The sequence below is a fragment of the Novosphingobium sp. NBM11 genome, assembly GCF_015390225.1.
Lineage (GTDB): Bacteria > Pseudomonadota > Alphaproteobacteria > Sphingomonadales > Sphingomonadaceae > Novosphingobium.
The window spans coordinates 3,747,996-3,766,382 of record NZ_VUOG01000001.1 but is presented as its reverse complement, the minus strand read 5'-3'; the positions used below and the strand labels follow the sequence as shown (position 1 = coordinate 3,766,382).

17 protein-coding genes are annotated in these 18,387 nt (G+C 67.0%); 6 read left to right on the top strand and 11 right to left on the bottom strand.

The window, feature by feature from the left end; all coding sequences use genetic code 11:
• Positions 1–117: 117 nt before the first annotated feature.
• The 5 genes from F1640_RS18175 to F1640_RS18155 form a co-directional block, all read right to left on the bottom strand.
• The gene (locus tag F1640_RS18175) at positions 118–1,323 is read right to left on the bottom strand and encodes a type III PLP-dependent enzyme (RefSeq protein WP_194920532.1); all 1,206 of its coding nucleotides are present in this window, start codon (positions 1,321–1,323) and stop codon (positions 118–120) included.
• Positions 1,324–1,496: 173 nt separating this feature from the next.
• A complete protein-coding gene (locus F1640_RS18170; protein ID WP_194920530.1) occupies positions 1,497–2,723 on the bottom strand; it encodes a serine hydrolase in 1,227 nt (408 codons plus the stop codon).
• Between the two features lie 70 nt (positions 2,724–2,793).
• Entirely contained in the window at positions 2,794–3,987 is a 1,194-nt protein-coding gene (locus F1640_RS18165; RefSeq protein WP_194920529.1) for a carboxynorspermidine decarboxylase, read from the bottom strand.
• Positions 3,988–3,997: 10 nt separating this feature from the next.
• Positions 3,998–4,360: a hypothetical protein gene (locus tag F1640_RS18160; protein ID WP_194920527.1), complete on the bottom strand. Its 363-nt coding sequence runs from the start codon at positions 4,358–4,360 to the stop codon at positions 3,998–4,000.
• On the bottom strand, positions 4,360–5,571 hold the full coding sequence (locus F1640_RS18155; protein ID WP_125955244.1) for a saccharopine dehydrogenase family protein: 1,212 nt from the start codon (positions 5,569–5,571) through the stop codon (positions 4,360–4,362). Before F1640_RS18155 ends, F1640_RS18160 begins: the two co-directional genes overlap by 1 nt.
• A gap of 75 nt (positions 5,572–5,646) precedes the next feature.
• Between F1640_RS18155 and F1640_RS18150 the strand changes: the two genes are divergently transcribed.
• The 5 genes from F1640_RS18150 (at position 5,647) to F1640_RS18130 (ending at position 9,574) form a co-directional block, all read left to right on the top strand.
• Positions 5,647–6,648, top strand: a complete 1,002-nt coding sequence (locus F1640_RS18150; RefSeq protein WP_194920525.1) for a threonine/serine dehydratase — start codon at positions 5,647–5,649, stop codon at positions 6,646–6,648.
• A gap of 78 nt (positions 6,649–6,726) precedes the next feature.
• Positions 6,727–7,944, top strand: a complete 1,218-nt coding sequence (locus F1640_RS18145) for a DUF3419 family protein (protein ID WP_124809811.1) — start codon at positions 6,727–6,729, stop codon at positions 7,942–7,944.
• Positions 7,941–8,606: a class I SAM-dependent methyltransferase gene (locus tag F1640_RS18140; RefSeq protein ID WP_194920523.1), complete on the top strand. Its 666-nt coding sequence runs from the start codon at positions 7,941–7,943 to the stop codon at positions 8,604–8,606. The genes F1640_RS18145 and F1640_RS18140 overlap by 4 nt, the downstream gene beginning before the upstream one ends.
• A gap of 79 nt (positions 8,607–8,685) precedes the next feature.
• Positions 8,686–9,114, top strand: coding sequence for an MAPEG family protein (locus F1640_RS18135; protein ID WP_124809809.1), 429 nt, complete (start codon positions 8,686–8,688; stop codon positions 9,112–9,114).
• Positions 9,115–9,145: 31 nt separating this feature from the next.
• Positions 9,146–9,574, top strand: coding sequence for an MAPEG family protein (locus F1640_RS18130; protein ID WP_124809808.1), 429 nt, complete (start codon positions 9,146–9,148; stop codon positions 9,572–9,574).
• A gap of 4 nt (positions 9,575–9,578) precedes the next feature.
• Here the strand turns inward: F1640_RS18130 and F1640_RS18125 are convergent, their stop codons facing one another.
• From F1640_RS18125 to F1640_RS18100, 6 genes are all read right to left on the bottom strand, one after another.
• The gene (locus F1640_RS18125) at positions 9,579–10,784 is read right to left on the bottom strand and encodes a class I SAM-dependent RNA methyltransferase (RefSeq protein WP_194920521.1); all 1,206 of its coding nucleotides are present in this window, start codon (positions 10,782–10,784) and stop codon (positions 9,579–9,581) included.
• Positions 10,781–12,190, bottom strand: coding sequence for an NAD(P)H-hydrate dehydratase (locus F1640_RS18120; protein WP_194920520.1), 1,410 nt, complete (start codon positions 12,188–12,190; stop codon positions 10,781–10,783). Before F1640_RS18120 ends, F1640_RS18125 begins: the two co-directional genes overlap by 4 nt.
• A gap of 36 nt (positions 12,191–12,226) precedes the next feature.
• A complete protein-coding gene (ilvD, locus tag F1640_RS18115) occupies positions 12,227–14,092 on the bottom strand; it encodes a dihydroxy-acid dehydratase (RefSeq protein WP_124809805.1) in 1,866 nt (621 codons plus the stop codon).
• A gap of 121 nt (positions 14,093–14,213) precedes the next feature.
• Complete coding sequence (locus tag F1640_RS18110; RefSeq protein WP_194920518.1) at positions 14,214–14,936, bottom strand: N-formylglutamate amidohydrolase; 723 nt, start codon at positions 14,934–14,936, stop codon at positions 14,214–14,216.
• On the bottom strand, positions 14,933–15,769 hold the full coding sequence (locus F1640_RS18105; protein WP_124809803.1) for a 4-(cytidine 5'-diphospho)-2-C-methyl-D-erythritol kinase: 837 nt from the start codon (positions 15,767–15,769) through the stop codon (positions 14,933–14,935). Before F1640_RS18105 ends, F1640_RS18110 begins: the two co-directional genes overlap by 4 nt.
• 76 nt (positions 15,770–15,845) lie before the next feature.
• Positions 15,846–17,495: an electron transfer flavoprotein-ubiquinone oxidoreductase gene (locus F1640_RS18100; protein ID WP_124809802.1), complete on the bottom strand. Its 1,650-nt coding sequence runs from the start codon at positions 17,493–17,495 to the stop codon at positions 15,846–15,848.
• Between the two features lie 110 nt (positions 17,496–17,605).
• Here F1640_RS18100 and F1640_RS18095 point away from each other — a divergent pair, with 110 nt between their 5' ends.
• Positions 17,606–18,385, top strand: coding sequence for a uracil-DNA glycosylase family protein (locus F1640_RS18095; RefSeq protein WP_124809801.1), 780 nt, complete (start codon positions 17,606–17,608; stop codon positions 18,383–18,385).
• Positions 18,386–18,387: the final 2 nt, after the last annotated feature.

Here is an 18,387-nt window from a genome sequence, read left to right as displayed (position 1 = left end):
CGGCCTTGCCAAACTGCAGGGGCCGCTCCCCGCATCCGGCCTGTCACGGACGGCAAACGAAAAAGGCCCCGCCATCGGCGGGGCCTTTTCTTTCCGGTCCGCAGCGGCGGAACGGTATCAGCGTAGCGAGACGACGTTATCCGAAACGCGCGGATCGCGCCGATCGCCGCGATACTGGCTGGCCATCGGTTCGTCCGACACCTCGAACACCTCGGTCGCGCCGAAGCCGTTGAACGCGGTCTTCATCGCCGCACCATAGGCCCCGAGCATACCGATCTCGATGTAGTCGCCCGCCTTGATGTCCGCCGGCAGTTCGAACGGACCGTCCATGTGGTCCATGTCGTCGCAGGTCGGGCCATAGAAGCTGAACGGCACGAATTCGTCCGAAGCCTCTTCGCGCAGCAGCTTCACCGGGAAGCGCCAGCCGACATGCGCGGCATCGAACAGCGCACCATAGGCGCCATCGTTGATGTACAGCTCGTCTCCACGGCGCTTTTCGACGCGCACGATCATCGAGTTGTATTCCGCGCAGAGCGCCCGGCCCGGCTCGCACCACAGTTCGGCCGAATAGGACACCGGCAGCGATTCATACGTGCGGTCGATCACGCCGAAGTAGTCCTCCAGCGGCGGCGGCTCCATGCCCGGATAGATCGACGGGAAACCGCCGCCCACGTCGATGATGTCGACGAGGACCGAGGCATCGACGATCGCCGCGCGCGCCTTTTCCAAAGCCTGCACATAGGCATGGGGGCTCATCGCCTGGCTGCCCACGTGGAAGCACACGCCCAGCGAATCCGCCGCCTGGCGCGTGGCCTGGAGCAATTCCGCCGCATCGGCCAGATCACAACCGAACTTCGAAGCGAGGCTCAGTTCCGAATATTCCGACGACACGCGCAGCCGCACGCACAGCGTGAGGTCTTCGGCTGCGTTGCCGGCGTCGTCAACCGTGGCCGTCTTGATCTTCTCCAGTTCCTCGAGCGAATCGAGGCTGAACACGCGCACGCCATGATCGCGATAGGCCTCGCGGATCGCGCCGGGTGCCTTGACCGGATGCATGAAGCACAGCGTGGCTTCGGGCAGCGTCGTGCGCACCAGCCGGGCCTCGGTGATCGAGGCAACGTCATAGTGCGTCACGCCGGTATCCCACAGCACGCGCAGAAGCTCGGGCGAAGGATTCGCCTTCACCGCATAGAGCGACTTGCCCGGAAACTTCTCGACAAAGAAGCGGGCAGCGCGCGCAGCGGCGTGCGGGCGATTCAGAATGGCGGGTTGGTCAGGCGCCGAGGCGCCAACTACAGCCAGTGCGTCAGGATAGATGTGCAACTCAAGGGACCCCCAAACGGAACAGTTGAACAAAGCTGCCTTGCGGTTTGGAAGTCCCCATGGGGCAGCGAGAGGGGGTACATAAGGCTACCGTTGTGAACTTCAAGTGAAAATCTTCGCGCTTCAAATCCTTGTCACTGAACTGAAACACAAGCTGCCGGAATCCAGTGTTTTCAGGGTTTCAGCGCCTGCGCAAGCGCGCGCCAGGCGGGCAGCGAAACGGCGGCGTTGGCGCTGTTCGCGGCCACGGGGTGCGAGGCGAATCGTGCGATCACCATCTCCGCCTCCGGGTCGATCCACAACGTCTGCCCATGGATGCCCCGCGCCGAGAAACAGCCGTGTTCGTCATGGCTGATCCACCATTGGCTGCGATAGCTCCAACCCGGCAGTTCGGGGTAACGCCCGGCGAGGTCGAACTTCGCCGGATCGCCCCCTGCGCGGATGCGCGCGATCACGGCTGGCGGGATCACGCCCGCCCCGCCGGTGCGGATTGCCTCCCCGAACCGTGCCAGGTCTTCCAGCCGCAGGTTGAGCCCTCCCCCGGCGAACGGCGTTCCCACCGGGTCCAGCAGCATGTCCGCGTCGCCCGGCAAGCCCAGCGGCCGCCACAGGCGTTCCGACAGCGTTTCATGCAGGTGCCGGCCCTCGATCCGCGCGATGATCCAGGCGAGGACATCGGTGTTGGCGGTGCGATAGACGAACGCCTCGCCATGCTGGCCCGCCTTGGGGATGGTGGGCAGGAAATCGGGCAGGCACGAGGGGCCGGCGTAGCCCGCCGGGCGCGGCGTGAGCGCCAGCGCGGCACTAAGCGCGCCGATGCCCGAGGAAGGATCGGCATAATCCTCCGAAAAATCGATGGCGGTCGTCATGTCCAGGATCTGCCGCACCGTGGCATCGGCAAAGCCGCTGCCGGCCAGTTCCGGCACATAGTCCAGCGCGGGAGCGGCGGGATCGAGCCGGCCCTCCTCGATCAGCATCTCGGCCAGCGTGCCGACGAAGCTCTTGGTCATGGAAAAGGCGATGTGGCGCGTTTCCGGTCCGGTCACGCCGAACCAGCGCTCGAACACCACCCGGCCGCGATGGAGCACGAGGATGCCGTCGGTGAAGGCCTCCAGCAGCGCCTCTCGGATCGTGATCGTTCCCTCGCGCCCCAGCGGCGCGAAGCGCACCCCGTCCAGATCATCATCGACGGCGCGGAGCAGCGGCGTTCCGCCCGCGCCGGCAACGCGCGCGGTCGGCGTGAATTCGCGCATATGGGAAAAGGCCCAACGCGTGGTTGGAAAGCGCATGTGATCGGCGCGCGCGGCCAACAGGCGCTTGTCCGGCGCAGGGGGCGAACCCTGCATCCAGCCCATCGTCACGGGATCGCTGGTGATCGCATCGAGCAGCTTGTCCGGCATTCAACCCTCTCCGTTTTCGTTTTCGGAAAGGAACATGCCCCAGGGTGCCCGTTCAGGCCAGCCCCACCGATCAGGAAAGCCTGTCGCGGAAATCCTCGTAGGCGAAGCGCCGCACGCATTCGAGCGCGTCGGTTTCGCTGTCCCACAGCCAGATCGATGGCAGCGGCACGCCGTTGAACGTCGTGGTCTTGACCATCGAGTAATGCGCCTGATCGAGAAACGCGAAGCGCGCGCCGGGTTCGGCGCGCACCGGCAGGCGGAAATCGCCGATCACGTCGCCGGCAAGGCACGAAGGGCCGCCCAGCCGCACGGCTTCCCCTTCCCCGCCTTCGTATTCGTCCGTTGGCCGCTCGCCCAGCATGGCGGGGCGGTAGGGCGCTTCCAGCACGTCGGGCATGTGGCAGGTCGCGGAAATATCGGTGATGGCGATCGGCATCCCGTTCCAGTGGGTATCAAGCACGGTGCCCACGAGGATTCCGGCATCCAGTGCCACCGCCTCGCCCGGTTCGAGATAGATTTCACAGCCGGTTTCGGCCTTCACCCGCTGCAGGAACGCCACCAGATCGTCGCGCTGGTAATCGGCGCGGGTGATGTGGTGGCCGCCACCGAAGTTCAGCCATTCAAGGCGCGGGAAGAACCGCTCGATACGCGGCTTGAGTGCTTCCCACGTGCGCTGCAGCGGCTCGAAGTCCTGCTCGCACAGCGAATGGAAGTGCAGCCCGGTCACGCCTTCCATGTGCGCGTCGGTCAGTTGGTCGACCGGGAAGCCAAGGCGCGAATGCGGCGCGCATGGGTCGTAGCGCGGCACTTCGCCTTCAGCGTGGAGTGGGTTGATGCGCAAGGCCACGTCGAAGCGCTCGCCGGCGCTGCGCGCGGCGGCAAGCTCGCCGGAGAAGCGCGCATGCTGGCCGGGCGAATTGAAGATCACATGGTCGGACAGGCGCAGGATCTCGGGCAGGTCCTCCGCCTTGTAGGCCGCGCAATAGGTCGCGATCTCGCCGCTGTAGTGCTCGTCGGCGAGCTTGGCTTCCCACAGGCCGGAAGTGCAGACGCCATCGAGGTACTGGCCGACGATGGGCGCGACGCGCCACATCGAGAACGCCTTGAGCGCCGCCAGAACCTTGATCCCCGCCCGGTCGCGCACGTCGGCCAGCACCGCCAGATTGGCGCGCAGCCGGGCCGCGTCCACGACGAACGCGGGGCTATCCACGCGCGACAGGTCAAAATGGGCGAACGCGCCCGGATCACCGGCTCTGGTTTCCATGGGCAGTCCTTCAGTCGATGCAGAGGCCGGGCTGCGCCTTGCCGTCCCGCACTTCGGCGAAGCAGCCGAACAGCCGGTCATCGGCTTGGCACCTCCCCAAAGCAGGTTCACCGGCGGCGGGCAGTCCGCCCTCGCGATCGGCAATGCAACGCCCCTGGCAATCGGCCTTGTCGTTGCAAGCCTTGCCCGCATCGGCATAGCGATGGACGCACAGTTCCGCCCCCATGCGCCCGCGCCGTTCCAGGAACCCGCCACTTGCCGCGCACGACGGGCCGGATTGCGCGACGGGCGCGGAAGGCGCCGTCGGCGTCATGGCCGGCGCGCAGGCCACCAGCGCCTGGCAGGCGACAAGGCTGATCAGCAGGCGGCGCATCAGAATGCCAGCGGTCCTTCGAGTTCCTTCACCTGCCAGGGCAGGCCGTGCTTGTTCAGCATGTCCATGTAGGGATCGGGATCGAACTGTTCCATGTTGAACACGCCCTCGCCCTTCCACACGCCCTGCACCATCAGCGCGGCGCCGATCATCGCCGGCACGCCGGTGGTGTAGCTGACCGCCTGGTTGCCGGTTTCGGCATAGGCGTCCTCGTGATCGCAGATGTTGTAGATGTAGAAGGTCTTCTCGCCCGAGCCGTCCAGCGCCTCGCCCGTGGCGATGTCGCCGATGTTGGTCTTGCCCTTGGTGGTGGAACCAAGGCTCGACGGTTCAGGCAGCACGGCCTTCAGGAACTGGAGCGGGATAATCTCCTTGCCTTCGTAGATCACCGGGTCGATCCGCGTCATGCCCACGTTCTGCAGCACGGTGAGGTGCGTGATATAGGCATCGCCGAAGGTCATCCAGAAGCGCGCGCGCTCCATTTCCGGAATGAACTTCGCCAGGCTTTCCAGCTCCTCGTGGTACATCAGGTACATGTTCTTCGGGCCGACCGCCTCGAAATCGAAGGTCTGCTTCACCGCCATCGCCGGGGTTTCCACCCAGTCGCCGTTCTCCCAGTGGCGCGCTGGCGCGGTCACTTCGCGGATGTTGATTTCCGGGTTGAAGTTGGTGGCGAAGTGTTGGCCGTGATCGCCGCCATTGCAATCGAGAATGTCGAGCGTGCGGATGGTCTTGAGCTTGTGCTTCTTGAGCCACATCGCGAACGCGCTGGTCACGCCCGGATCGAAGCCCGAGCCCAGCAGCGCCATCAGGCCGGCGGCCTTGAACTTTTCCTGATAGGCCCACTGCCACTTGTATTCGAACTTCGCTTCCTCGCGCGGTTCGTAGTTGGCGGTGTCCATATAGTTGACGCCGGCGGCAAGGCAGGCGTCCATGATCGCCAGGTCCTGATACGGCAGCGCCAGGTTGACGACGAGGGCGGGCTTGACCTCCCGGATCAGCGCGGTCGTCGCGGCGACGTCGTCGGCGTCGATCTGGTAGGTCGCCACGTCGCGCCCGGTGCGCTGCTTCACCGAAGCGGCGATCGCATCGCACTTGCTCTTGGTGCGGCTGGCGAGAACCACTTCGCCAAAGATATCCGGGTTCATCGCCATCTTGTGGACCGCGACCGAGCCGACGCCGCCTGCGCCGATGACGAGTACTTTAGCCATGGGTTCTCCAAACATTTTCAACCGCCGCGCGGCACGGCGCGGGACATTCATGGCAAGCGCCTTTAGGGGATAGGAATGACAAACCCAAGTCCTCCTTCTTCCTCAGGCCCCGCTTCCGTCCGCCGCCCCACCCGCGATGGCGTGCGGCGAGCGAGCGCGAAGATCGCGGACATCCTGCCACAAACCCCGTTGCTGCCGCTGGATGTCAACGGTGTGACAATCTGGTGCAAGGTAGAGAGCCTGCAACCCGTCGGCGCGTTCAAAATCCGCGGTGCGTGGCACCGGATGAGCGATCTGACGCCGGAGGAGCGCACACGCGGCGTGGTGGCGGTATCGAGCGGCAACCACGCGCAGGGCGTGGCCTGGGCCGCGCGCAGGCTGGGCGTCGCGGCCACGATCGTGATGCCGTCCGACGCGCCGGGGGTGAAGCTGGAAGCGACGCGGGCACTGGGCGCGCAGATCGTGCTCTACGAACGGATGCGCGAATCGCGCGATGCTATCGCCGCCGATCTGTGCGCGAAAACCGGGGCCGTGCTGGTCCACGCCTATGGCGATCCCTGGGTGATCGAAGGGCAGGGTTCGGCGGGCATCGAACTGGCGGCGCAGATGGAAGCGTGGGCCGGCGGCGCGCCCACGCGGATCGTCTGTCCTTGCGGTGGCGGCGGGCTGACTGCCGGCCTCGCCCTCGCCTGCCCCGATGCGGAAATCGTACCGGTGGAGCCAGAAGGCTGGGACGACGTGACGCGCAGCTTAGCGGCGGGGCATATCCTGCCGCTTGACGCCAACCCGCCGCCGACCGCCTGCGACGCCTTGCAGACCCCGGTGACCTTCCCCGTGAATTTCGAGGTGATGACGGCGCGCGGGCTGAAGGGCGTGACCGTGAGCGAAGCCGAAGTGCGCGCCGCGCAAAGGCTGGCGTTCGCCAAGCTGCGACTGGTGATCGAGCCGGGCGGCGCAGCGGCGCTGGCGGCCGTGCTGGCGGACAAGGTGCCGGCCGACGGGCGCACCGCCGTGCTGCTGTCGGGCGGAAACGTCGATCCCGCCTCTTTCCTGCAGGTGATCGCCTCATCCGGCTGAACCGGATCTTCTGCCACAATACCGCAACGTCCGAAGCCTAATCGCGCGTCATCCATTGGCGATGTCCGAGGTTTCGCAATGCTGGAGAGAGCGCGCGCTCATCCGATTACCCGTTCGGTGGTCCGCAAAGGTTCGGGAGTGGCCAACCGCCTGCTGGATCACACGTTTGCCCTCGCGTTTCGGGGCCTCGTCTATGCCCAGATCTGGGAAGATCCCGAAGTGGACATGGAGGCTTTACAGATTCGCCCCGACAGCCGGATGGTCGCCATCGCCAGCGGCGGCTGCAACGTGCTGTCCTATCTCGTTGCCGATCCGCAGGCGATCACCGCCGTCGATCTCAACACCGCGCATATCGCCCTCAACCGGCTCAAGCTCGCCTCGGCCCGGCACCTGCCCAGCCACGCGCTGTTCCGCCGCTTCTTCGCCGATGCTGACAGCCGCGCCAACATCGCCGCCTACCGCGAATGGGTGGCCCCGCACCTCGACGATGTCAGCCGCCGCTACTGGGAAGGCCGTGACCTGACCGGACGCCGCCGCATCGGCGGCTTCAGCAAAGGCATCTACAAGCGCGGACTGCTCGGCAACTTCATCGGCGTGGCGCACCTTCTCGCGAAGCTGTACCGCATCGACCTTTCGGAAATCCTCGCCGCGCCGACGCTGGAGGAGCAGCGCCGCGTGTTCGAGGAAAAGCTGGCCCCGGTGTTCGACCGCCGTTTCGTGCGTTGGCTGACCGACCAGCCGGCCTCGCTGTTCGGCCTTGGTATTCCCCCGGCGCAGTTCGATGCGCTGGCCGGCGACCAACCGATGGCGGCGGTGTTGCGCCAGCGGCTGGAAAAGCTGGCCTGCGGCTTCGCCATCAACGACAACTATTTCGCCTGGCAGGCCTTTTCGCGCGGGTACGGCAAGGCGCCGGAATGTCCGTTGCCACCCTACCTGCAGGAAGCGAACTGGAACGCCGTGCGCCAGCGCGCCGAACGGGTGACGGTGCGCCACGCCAACATGACCGAACACCTGGCGCAGCAGGACGCGGCCTCGCTCGATCGCTACGTGCTGCTCGACGCGCAGGACTGGATGACGGACGGCCAGCTCAACGCGCTGTGGCAAGAAATCACCCGCACCGCCCGCCCCGGCGCGCGCGTGCTGTTCCGCACCGCCGCGGCACCCAGCCTGCTGCCGGGCCGTGTCGATGACGCGCTGCTGGCGCGCTGGCGCTATCACGATGCCCTGTCGCTTGATCTGACCACGCGCGATCGCTCGTCGATCTACGGCGGCGTCCACCTCTACGAACTGGCATGAGCACGATACTCACCCGCCCCACGACGGGATCGCACGGCGCGCTGATGGATTCGATCTATCGCCGCCAGCGCCACATCTATGACGCGACGCGCAAATACTACCTGTTCGGCCGCGATACGCTGATCGACCGAATGGGCTGCACACCGGGGCAAAGCGTGCTGGAAGTCGGTTGCGGCACCGGGCGCAATCTGGACCGGATCGGATCGCGCTGGCCGTGGGTGCGACTGCACGGTTTCGACATATCCACGCAGATGCTGGAAACGGCGCAAGCCCGGCTTGGCACCGATGCGCGGCTGGCGCTGGGCGATGCGACCGACTTCGATCCGGCCGCCCTGTTCGGCATCGGCCAGTTCGATCATGTGATGATTTCCTTCGCGCTGTCGATGATCCCCGACTGGCGTGCGGCGATCGATCAGGCGGCGCGCGTGCTGGCGCCGGGCGGCAAGCTCCATATCGTCGACTTCGGCGATCTGGAGGGCCTCCCCCGCCCCTTACGCGCCGTGCTCAACGGCTGGCTGGCCCGTTTCCATGTCACGCCCCGGCTCGATCTGGTGGAATCCGCCGAAGCGGTGGCCCAGACGCGCGGCCTTACGGTGCGCTCCCGGCGCGGACCGCTGGGTTACTACCGCATCGTCACGCTGCGCCGGCCGGACACGGACTGAGCCTCGAATACCAGTTGCATTTGACAATTGATCCCGCTGTCCACAGTCTCCCGGCCTGAAACGGGTGGAGAGGACAACGATGCAACAAGCCATGCTGGCGCCGGCCGCTGTTCTGGTGGCGTGGTCGCTGATCATGCTCGGATGGGCCGCCGCCACGCGCCTGCCCGCGCTGTCGCGGATTGGCGGCATGGCCAATGCCAAGCCGGGCGGACGCGGGCAGGATCTGGAAGGCGTGCTGCCGCCGGTGGTGAACTGGAAATCGCACAACTACACGCACCTGATGGAACAGCCGACGCTGTTCTACGCGGTGGTCGCGATCCTGGCGATCGCTGGGGCCGACCGGATCGATGTGGGGCTGGCCTGGGGCTATGTCGGCCTGCGCGTGGTGCATTCGCTGTGGCAGGCGACGGTCAACCGCGTTCCGGTGCGCTTCATGCTGTTCAGCCTTTCCACGTTCTGCCTGATCGGCCTTGCGGTCCGGGCCGTGCTGGCAACCGTCGTCATCTGACACGCAAATTCAAAAGAGGGGGAGAATGCCAATGATCGGAATGACCATCCTGAAACCGGTGGTGCTGCTGGCGGCGTGGACCATGGTGATGTGGCTGTGGATGTACGCCAAGCGCATCCCCGCGATGAACGCCGCGAAAATCGACAGCGCCAACCTCGTCGGCGGCACCGGCAAGGATCTCGATGCCGTGCTGCCCCCCAATATCCAATGGATCGCCCACAACTACAACCACCTGCACGAAGCACCGACCGTGTTCTACGCGGTGGCGCTGGTGCTGGCGATCACCGGCCACGGCGATGGCCTGAACGCCACGCTGGGCTGGAGCTATGCCGGCCTGCGCGTAGTACACAGCCTTGTGCAGGCAACGGTCAACCGCGTGCTGGTGCGGTTTGCGCTGTTCGCGCTGTCGACCTTCGTGCTGATGGCGCTGGTCGTCCACGCCGCGCTGGCGGTGTTCTGACCGCTCAACCCTTGAGGAACAGGCTGGCCAGTTCGACGTGAGTCGACCAGCGGAACTGGCCCACCGGGCGCAGTTCGGCCAGCCTGTATCCCCCGGCGATCAGCGTGGCCGCATCGCGCGCCCAGCTTGCCGGGTTGCAACTGACATAGACCACGCGCGGCACGCAGCTTTCGGCGATCTGCGCCACCTGTTCGCGCGCGCCGGCACGCGGCGGATCGAGTAGCACCGCGCCGAAGCGATCGAGTTCCTCGGCGCGCAGCGGGTTGCGGAACAGATCGCGGTGCAAGGCATGGACCGGCCGCCCGTTCATCCGCGCGGCGGACTGGCAGGCCAGGTGCGCATCGCGCGCGGCTTCGGCGGCCAACACCTTGGTGCCCGGCCCGGCAAGGGCGAAGGCGAAGGTCCCCAACCCGGAAAAGAGATCGGCCACCGTCGGCGCATCGGCCAGCCATGCGCACGCGGCCGACGCCAGCGCGGCTTCCCCATCCTGCGTGGCCTGAAGGAAGCCGCCCGGCGGCAGCGCGACCGGAGTTCCGCCCAGCGTGATGGTAACCGGCTCCGGCTCCCAGGCCGTCTCCGCGCCATAACCGGAATCGAGCGTGAGGCGCGCAAGGCCATTGTCGCGCGCGAAATCCAGCAGCGCTTCGGTCTGGCGCAGACCTTCGGCGACCAGGCCCTGCAACCCCACCGCAACGCCCTGATCGGCCAGCGCCAGTTCGATATCGACCGCGAGCTTGCGATCGTTCCAGCCTTCCAGCAGCTTGCGCAACGGCGCCACCAGCGCGAACAGTTGCGGTGCCAGCACCGCGCATTCGCGCATGTCCACGATCCGGTGCGATCCCTGTTCGCGGAAACCCAGCACCACGCGACGGCCGATCGCCTGCGCATGCAGCGTCGCGCGTTGGCGCGTCTGCGGCGGCGAAAGGTGCGCGGGCAGAACCACATCCGGCTCAAGCCCCTGCCCCCGCGCCGCACCGGCAACGCGATCCTGCACGTAGTCGACCAACGCCTTTTCGGAGAGGTGCTGCAACTGGCAGCCACCGCATGCGGGAAAGTGGCGGCAGGCCGGATCGACATGCTCCGGCCCCCGCGTCAGCGTGCCATCGGCCTCCAGCACGTCGCCCGGAGCGGCCAGCGCCACATAGCGTCCGTCGGCGGTGGCGCCTTCGCCTTTCGCGGCGACGCGGACGATCAAGGCCGGGCCGGTCATGCGATCGCCGCCCGCACCGCCAGCCGCGTCGCACGGGCCAGATCGAGCGCGGTAAAGGCGGGGCCGGCAAGTCGCGCCGCCTCACCGTGAAGCCACAGCCCCTCCTGCGCGGCGCGCACGGCATCGCCATGCATGGCCAGCCGGCTCGCGATCATCCCGGCGAGTACGTCACCCGATCCGGCCACCGCCAGCCAGCTCGACGCGCGCGGCGCAAGCGTAACCGAGCCATCGGGGGCCGCAATGAGGCTGTCCGGTCCCTTGAGCAGCACCACAGCGCCACTCGCGCGCGCCAGCACCCCGGCGCGGTCTCGCCGAAGGGCCGCGCCCGATAAGCCGAAGGCCCGTTCCAGCGCGGCCATCTCGCCCTCGTGCGGCGTCAGTACGCACGCCGCGCGCAAAGGCAGGTCCGGCCCCAGCAGCATCAGCGCATCGGCATCGATCACCGTGGGCAATCCGCGCGAAACCACCGCGCTCAAACGCGCGCGGGCGGTCTGCCCTCGGCCCAGCCCCGGCCCGACCAGCAACGCCGCGATGCGTTCATCGGCGATGCCCGTGGCAACGTCTTCCGCGCAGACCAGTTCGGGCGGCACCCCGTCGGGCCGCCAATCGGCCAGCAGGCGCACATAGCCGGCGCCCGCCCGCAGCGCCGCTTCCGCCGACAGCAGAGGCGCGCCGGGCATCTCACCCGCCACAATGGCCAGCAGGCCGCGCCGGTACTTGTGGGAATCGGCGGGCGGCGCGCGAAACGCGGGCTTGTCCAGCACCGCCGCCGCGCCCGGCACCGCCGCCACGCCGATATCGACCAGCCGCAAATGCCCCATCGCCGCCGCCGCCGGCATCGCGAAATGCGCGTGCTTCCATGCGCCCAGCGCCACGGTCACGTCCCAGTTCGGCAGCCCCTCGTTGAGCGGCCGGCCGCTGTCGCTCTCGACCCCGCTGGGCAGATCGACCGTGATCCTGAAATGATGCGCCGCCGCCAGACGCTGCAGCAGCGCAAGAAGATCATCGGGCAGCGCGCGCGTCAGGCCGCTGCCGAACAGGCAATCGACAAATACCTCGCCATGCACGGCCGCGTCTGGCCCCAGCACCGTGCCGGTAAACAGGCCACGCGCGTTGCGCGCGGCGTCCGTCCCCGGATCGCGCGCGGCGATCACGGTGACCGGGGTGCCATGCTCCTGCAAATGGCGCGCGATGACATAGCCGTCGCCACCGTTGTTGCCCGGTCCGCACAGCACTGTCACCGGACGGCCCGCCGCGATCCGGCGCACATATTCGCCCGCGCCGCGCCCGGCCACGTCCATCAGCGCTTCCACGCTGGTGCCAGTGGCGATCAGCGCTTCCTCGGCCGCGCGCATCTGCGCGACGGTGAGCACCTGCCTCGGGACGGATGCACGGTGTTGCGGCATGGTCGGCCCCGCCCCCCTTCAACCCTGCCGGCGCGCTCAGCCGCGCGGGGCAGGCTTGAGCTGCGAAATGTCGCGCACCGCGCCTTTCGCGGCGCTGGTGGTCATCGCGGCATAGGCCTGCAGCGCCACCGAAACCTTGCGCGCGCGGGGCTTCAGCGGCTTCCAAGCGGCATCGCCTGTCGCTTCCATCTCCGCGCGCCGCGCCGCCAGTTCCGCGTCCGACACCGCCAGGCTGATCGTGCGCGCAGGGATATCGATGTCGATGCGATCGCCGTTGCGCACCAACCCGATCGCACCGCCTTCCGCCGCTTCGGGCGAGACGTGGCCGATCGACAGGCCCGACGTGCCGCCGGAAAAGCGCCCGTCGGTGATCAGCGCGCAGGCTTTGCCCAGCCCCTTCGACTTGATATAGCTGGTGGGATAGAGCATTTCCTGCATGCCCGGCCCGCCCTTCGGCCCTTCGTAGCGGATCACCACGACATCGCCGGCCTTGACCTGCCCGGTCAGGATGCCGGTAACCGCCGCGTCCTGGCTTTCGAACACCACCGCCGGGCCGGAGAACTTCAGGATCGATTCATCGACGCCCGCCGTCTTCACGATGCAGCCGTCGAGCGCGATATTGCCGGTCAGCACCGCCAGCCCGCCGTCCTTGCTGAAGGCGTGTTCGGCCGACCGGATCACGCCGCTCTCGCGATCGAGATCGAGCGAATCCCAGCGGCGGTTCTGGCTGAACGCGGTCTGCGTGGGCACGCCACCGGGCGCGGCCTTGAAGAATTCCTGCACCGAAGGCGCATTGGTGCGCGCGATGTCCCACTGGTTGAGCGCATCGCCCAGCGTGCGGCTGTGGACGGTCGGCAGGTCGGTGTTCAGCAGTCCCGCCCGGTCAAGCTCGCCCAGGATCGCGAAGATACCACCGGCACGGTGGACGTCCTCCATATGGACGTCGGCCTTCGCCGGCGCGACTTTCGACAGGCAGGGCACCCGGCGCGAGAGGCGATCGATGTCCGTCATGGTGAAATCAACGCCCGCTTCCTGCGCGGCGGCCAGCAGGTGCAGCACGGTGTTGGTCGAACCGCCCATCGCGATGTCGAGGCTCATCGCGTTCTCGAACGCGGCGAAGCTGGCGATCGCGCGCGGCAGCGCGGTCTCGTCCTCGTCCTCGTAGTACCGCTTGCACAAGTCCACCACCAGACGCCCGGCTTCGCGGAACAGGCGTTCGCGATCGGCGTGGGTGGCCAGCGTCGATCCGTTGCCCGGCAGCGACAGGCCCAGCGCCTCGGTCAGGCAGTTCATCGAATTGGCGGTGAACATGCCCGAGCACGAACCGCAGGTGGGGCAGGCGGACCGTTCGATGGTCTGCACTTCCTCGTCGGTGTAGGATTCGTCGGCGGCGGCGACCATGGCGTCGATCAGGTCCAGCGCGTGTTCCTTGCCGCGCAGCACCACCTTGCCGGCTTCCATCGGCCCGCCCGAAACGAACACGACCGGGATGTTGATCCGCATCGCCGCCATCAGCATGCCCGGCGTGATCTTGTCGCAGTTGGAAATGCAGACCATCGCGTCGGCGCAATGGGCATTGACCATGTATTCCACGCTGTCGGCGATCAGATCGCGGCTGGGCAGCGAATAGAGCATGCCATCGTGGCCCATGGCGATGCCGTCATCCACCGCGATGGTGTTGAATTCCTTGGCGACGCCGCCCGCCGCCTCGATCTCGCGGGCGACGAGCTGCCCCAGATCCTTGAGATGGACGTGGCCCGGCACGAACTGGGTGAAGCTGTTCACCACCGCGATGATCGGCTTGCCGAAATCGCTGTCCTTCATGCCCGTCGCGCGCCACAGCCCCCGGGCCCCCGCCATGTTGCGACCATGGGTGGACGTGCGCGAACGATAGGCTGGCATGGGTAGGAACTCCGGCAACTGACTCGAAAATCACAGGCTCAAACCCGCCCCCTACTCCACGCGGGAGGGCCAGTCGAAGGATAATTTTCAAGGCCGCCCGGCGCGGCGAGGCCCGGAATCCCTAGCTGATTTCAAGCGCAACCTGATTGGCGACACGCGCCAGCAGATCGGCCCAGCGCGCCTGCCCTTCCGCCGTGCCGATCTGGTCCTGCCGCACTTCCACGCCCAGATAGGGCCGGTCCTCCGCTTCGGCGTGGCGGTTCATCGTGGCATTGAGCAGTCGGCCGGAATAGGGCTCCTGATCGCCCACGATCAGCCCTTCGGCCTCCAGCAGAGGAATCGCGATGCGCGCGGCGCGATCATCCTCGTTGTAGAGTACGCCGATATGCCATGGTCGCGGTTCGTCGCTGGTTGCCAGCCGTGGCGTGAAGCTGTGCAGCGACAGGATCAGCGCGGCAGGCGCGGCATCCAGCGCATCGGCCAGCGCCGAGTGATAGGGCCGGAAGAACCGCGCCAGCCGCGCCTCGTGCCCCGCGTGATCCAGCGCGTTGCCCGGAATGGCGTGCCCGTCGCTGGCGATCGGAATGACGGCGGGCGCGTGTTCCTCGCGGTTGAAATCGCAGACGAGCCGGCTGACATTGCCGAGGAATGCGGCGATGCCCGGCCGCTCCACCATGCGTCCGGCAATCCCGGCGACGCCGATGTCCACCGCGATGTGCTGGTCGAGCAGCGCGGGATCGATGCCAAGGTTGATGTCATCGGGCACGCGGTTGGAGGCGTGGTCCGATACCACCATGATCCCGCCGAAGCGCGGCGTGCCGAGAAGACGGAAGGCGTCGGTCATCGCAAGGCTCCCGCCAAAGTCCACCAACCGGTCTGGCTGGCTGCAATCGATCGCGCGGCCGCATCGCGCGCAGTGCTGGTTTCGAACAGCGCAAAGCAGGTCGCGCCCGAGCCGGACATGCGGGCAAGACGCGGGCCGGTTGCCTGAAGCGCGGCCAGCACGTCGGCAATCTGCGGGTGCAACGCCACGGCCGGCATTTCCAGATCGTTGCGCGCATCAGCCCAGTTGGCGACGTCCAGCGCGCCCCGGTCGATGCCGTCCCACGCGAAAAAGACCGGGCCGGTGGGACAGGCAACGCGCGGATTGACCAGAAGCACGGGCAATCCTTCCAGCGCGCTGCCGTCGATGGGCGTCAGCTTCTCACCCACGCCTTCGCCATGCACGGTTTGCGAGGCGACGCAGGCGGGCACATCGGCGCCGAGGTCTGCCGCTACATCGGAAGGGCGCACATGGTCTGGCCCCAGCCCCCACATACGCGAGAGCAGGCGCAGGGCTGCCGCCGCGTCCGCCGATCCACCGCCGATCCCGGCGGCGATGGGCAAGCGCTTTTCCAGCGTGAATGCCGCGCCGCCCCGGATGCCGTTGCGGTCGGCAAGCATCCGTGCGGCACGCAGGACGAGGTTGTCATCGCCGTTTGACAGCCCATCGGCGAACGGACCGGTGATCGTGAGTGAGAAAGTGTCAGCCGGTTCGGCGGTCAGTTCGTCGCCCGCGTCCACGAAGGCGAACAGCGTCTCCAGTTCGTGATAACCATCAACCCGCCGCCGCCGCACGTGGAGCGCGAGGTTGAGCTTGGCGTAGGCGGTTTCGCGAAAGGCGGGGGCGGGATTCATCCTCCCTTCCCTGAAACGGGCGAAGCGCCGGAGCAACCCCGACGCCTCGCCTTTTTCCACGGTATCGCCCAAGCGATCACATGTTCGGGTAGTTCGGCCCGCCGCCGCCTTCGGGCGTTACCCAGTCGATGTTCTGGGTCACGTCCTTGATGTCGCAGGTCTTGCAGTGGACGCAGTTCTGCGCGTTGATCTGCAGGCGCGGCTCGCCTTCCTCCACGCCGACGAACTCATAGACCCCCGCCGGGCAATAGCGCTGCTCCGGCCCGGCGTAGAGCGGCAGATTGATCCGCGTCGGCACCGTGGGGTCCTTGAGCACGAGGTGGCACGGCTGATCCTCCTCGTGGTTGGTGTAGGAGAACGAAACCGAGGTCAGGCGGTCGAAGCTGATCACGCCATCGGGCTTGGGATAGGCGATCGGCTTGAACAGATCGGCGCGCTGCGTCGCTTCGGCATCCTTGTGGTGCTTGAGCGGTTTCCACAGGCCGAAACCGGCAATCGTGCGCAGCCACATGTCCGTGCCGGCCAGCACGGTGCCGAGTTCGCCGCCGAACTTGGCGATGAGCGGCTGGGCGTTCTGCACCTTCTTCAGTTCGGTGGCGATCCAGCTTTCGCGCACGGCCGCGTCATATTCGGCCATCGCGTCCTTCTCGCGCCCGGCCGCGATCGCGGCGGCCGCCGCCTCGGCCGCGAGCATCCCGCTCTTCATCGCGGTGTGGCTGCCCTTGATGCGCGGCACGTTGACGAAGCCGGCCGAGCAGCCGATCAGCGCGCCGCCGGGGAACGCCAGCTCCGGCACGGACTGCCAGCCGCCTTCGTTGATCGCGCGCGCGCCATAGGACACGCGGCGGCCGCCCTCCAGGATCTTGCGGATTTCCGGGTGCTGCTTCCAGCGCTGGAATTCCTCGAACGGATAGACATAGGGGTTCGCGTAATCGAGCGCGGTGACGAAGCCGAGCGCGACCTGGTTGTTCGCCTGATGATAGAGGAACCCGCCGCCCCAGGTGTTGCTTTCCGAAAGCGGCCAGCCCTGCGTGTGCAGCACGCGGCCCGGAACGTGCTTTTCGGGATCGATGTCCCACAGTTCCTTGATGCCGATGCCATAGACCTGCGGTTCGCAGTTCCGCTCCAGATCGAAGTGCTGCTTCAGCCGCTTGGTCAGGTGCCCGCGCGCGCCTTCGGCAAAGAAGGTGTACTTGGCGTGCAGTTCCATGCCGGGTTGGTAATCGGCCTTCTTCTCGCCATCGCGGCCGACGCCCATGTCGCCGGTGGCCACGCCCATGACCGCGCCGTTCTCGTCGAACAGCACTTCGGCCGCCGGGAAGCCGGGGAAGATTTCGACGCCCAGTTCCATGGCCTGTTCGGCCAGCCAGCGGCACAGGTTGCCCAGGCTGCCGGTATAGTTGCCGTGGTTCGACATGAACGGCGGCATCGGCCAGTGCGGGATCGCCATCTTGCCGGTGCGGGTCAGCACCCAGTGCCAGTTGTCCGTAACGGGCACTTCCGCCATCGGGCAGCCTTGCTCACGCCATTCGGGCAGCAGTTCGTCCAGCGCCTTCGGATCGACCACCGCGCCCGACAGGATATGCGCGCCGATCTCCGACCCCTTTTCCAGGAGGCAGACGGACAGTTCGGGATTGATCTGCTTCAGGCGGATGGATGCCGCCAGCCCGGCCGGACCGCCGCCGACGATGACGACGTCATAAGGCATCGATTCCCGTTCGCTCATTCCCCTGCTCCGTGTTCTTAATTGCGCGCTGAACGTGTTAGTGCCTTGAAAGCTGGCTTGTGCAAGGTCAAGACCGCAAGCACTGTCCCATGGAATAATGCAGAGACCTGATGGCGGAAAGCATCGCGGATATTCGTGCTCGGGCGCCAGCGCTCGTTGCCGCCGCCTTCGACTGGTGGCGCGACGCAGGTGTGGATTGCGCCTTCGTCGATGATCCGCAGGACTGGCTGGCCGAAGCCCACGCGCGGGATCAGGCGGAAAAGGGAGGCGCTCGACCGGCACCGGCCCGGAAAGCGCCCGAAACGCCAGCCGCGGCCGAAATTCCGCGCATCGGCGGCCCGCGCGATCAGTGGCCGGCCACGCTGGCGGAGTTCCCGTCGTGGTGGCTTTCGGAACCGTCGCTGGCTCCCGCCGGCCTGCCGCGCGTGCCCCCTGCCGGGCCCGTGCAGGCTGATCTGATGGTGCTGGTTGCGATGCCCGAAGAGGACGATAGCGAGGCTCTTCTATCCGGGCGCTCGGGCCGGCTGCTTGACGCCATGCTGGCGGCGATGGGCCTTTCCCGGTCCCAGGTCTACATCGCGGCCGCGCTGCCGGCACGAATCGCCGCGCCGGACTGGGCGCGGCTGGCGGAAACGGGAATGGGCGCCATTCTGGCGCACCATGTCACCCTGGCAGCGCCGCGCAGGATGCTTGTGTTCGGGAGATCGGGCATTTCAACGCTGATGGGCAACGATTCACCGAATAATGCTGCGAATTTGGACTCGTTTAACCATGACGGAGGCAGGGTTCCGGCGGCTTCGGCCCATGACCTTGAGGCAATGCTGGCGCGGCCGGCGCTCAAGGCGGGCATTTGGAGCCGCTGGCTTGAATGGACGACGGACGGGGACTGAAC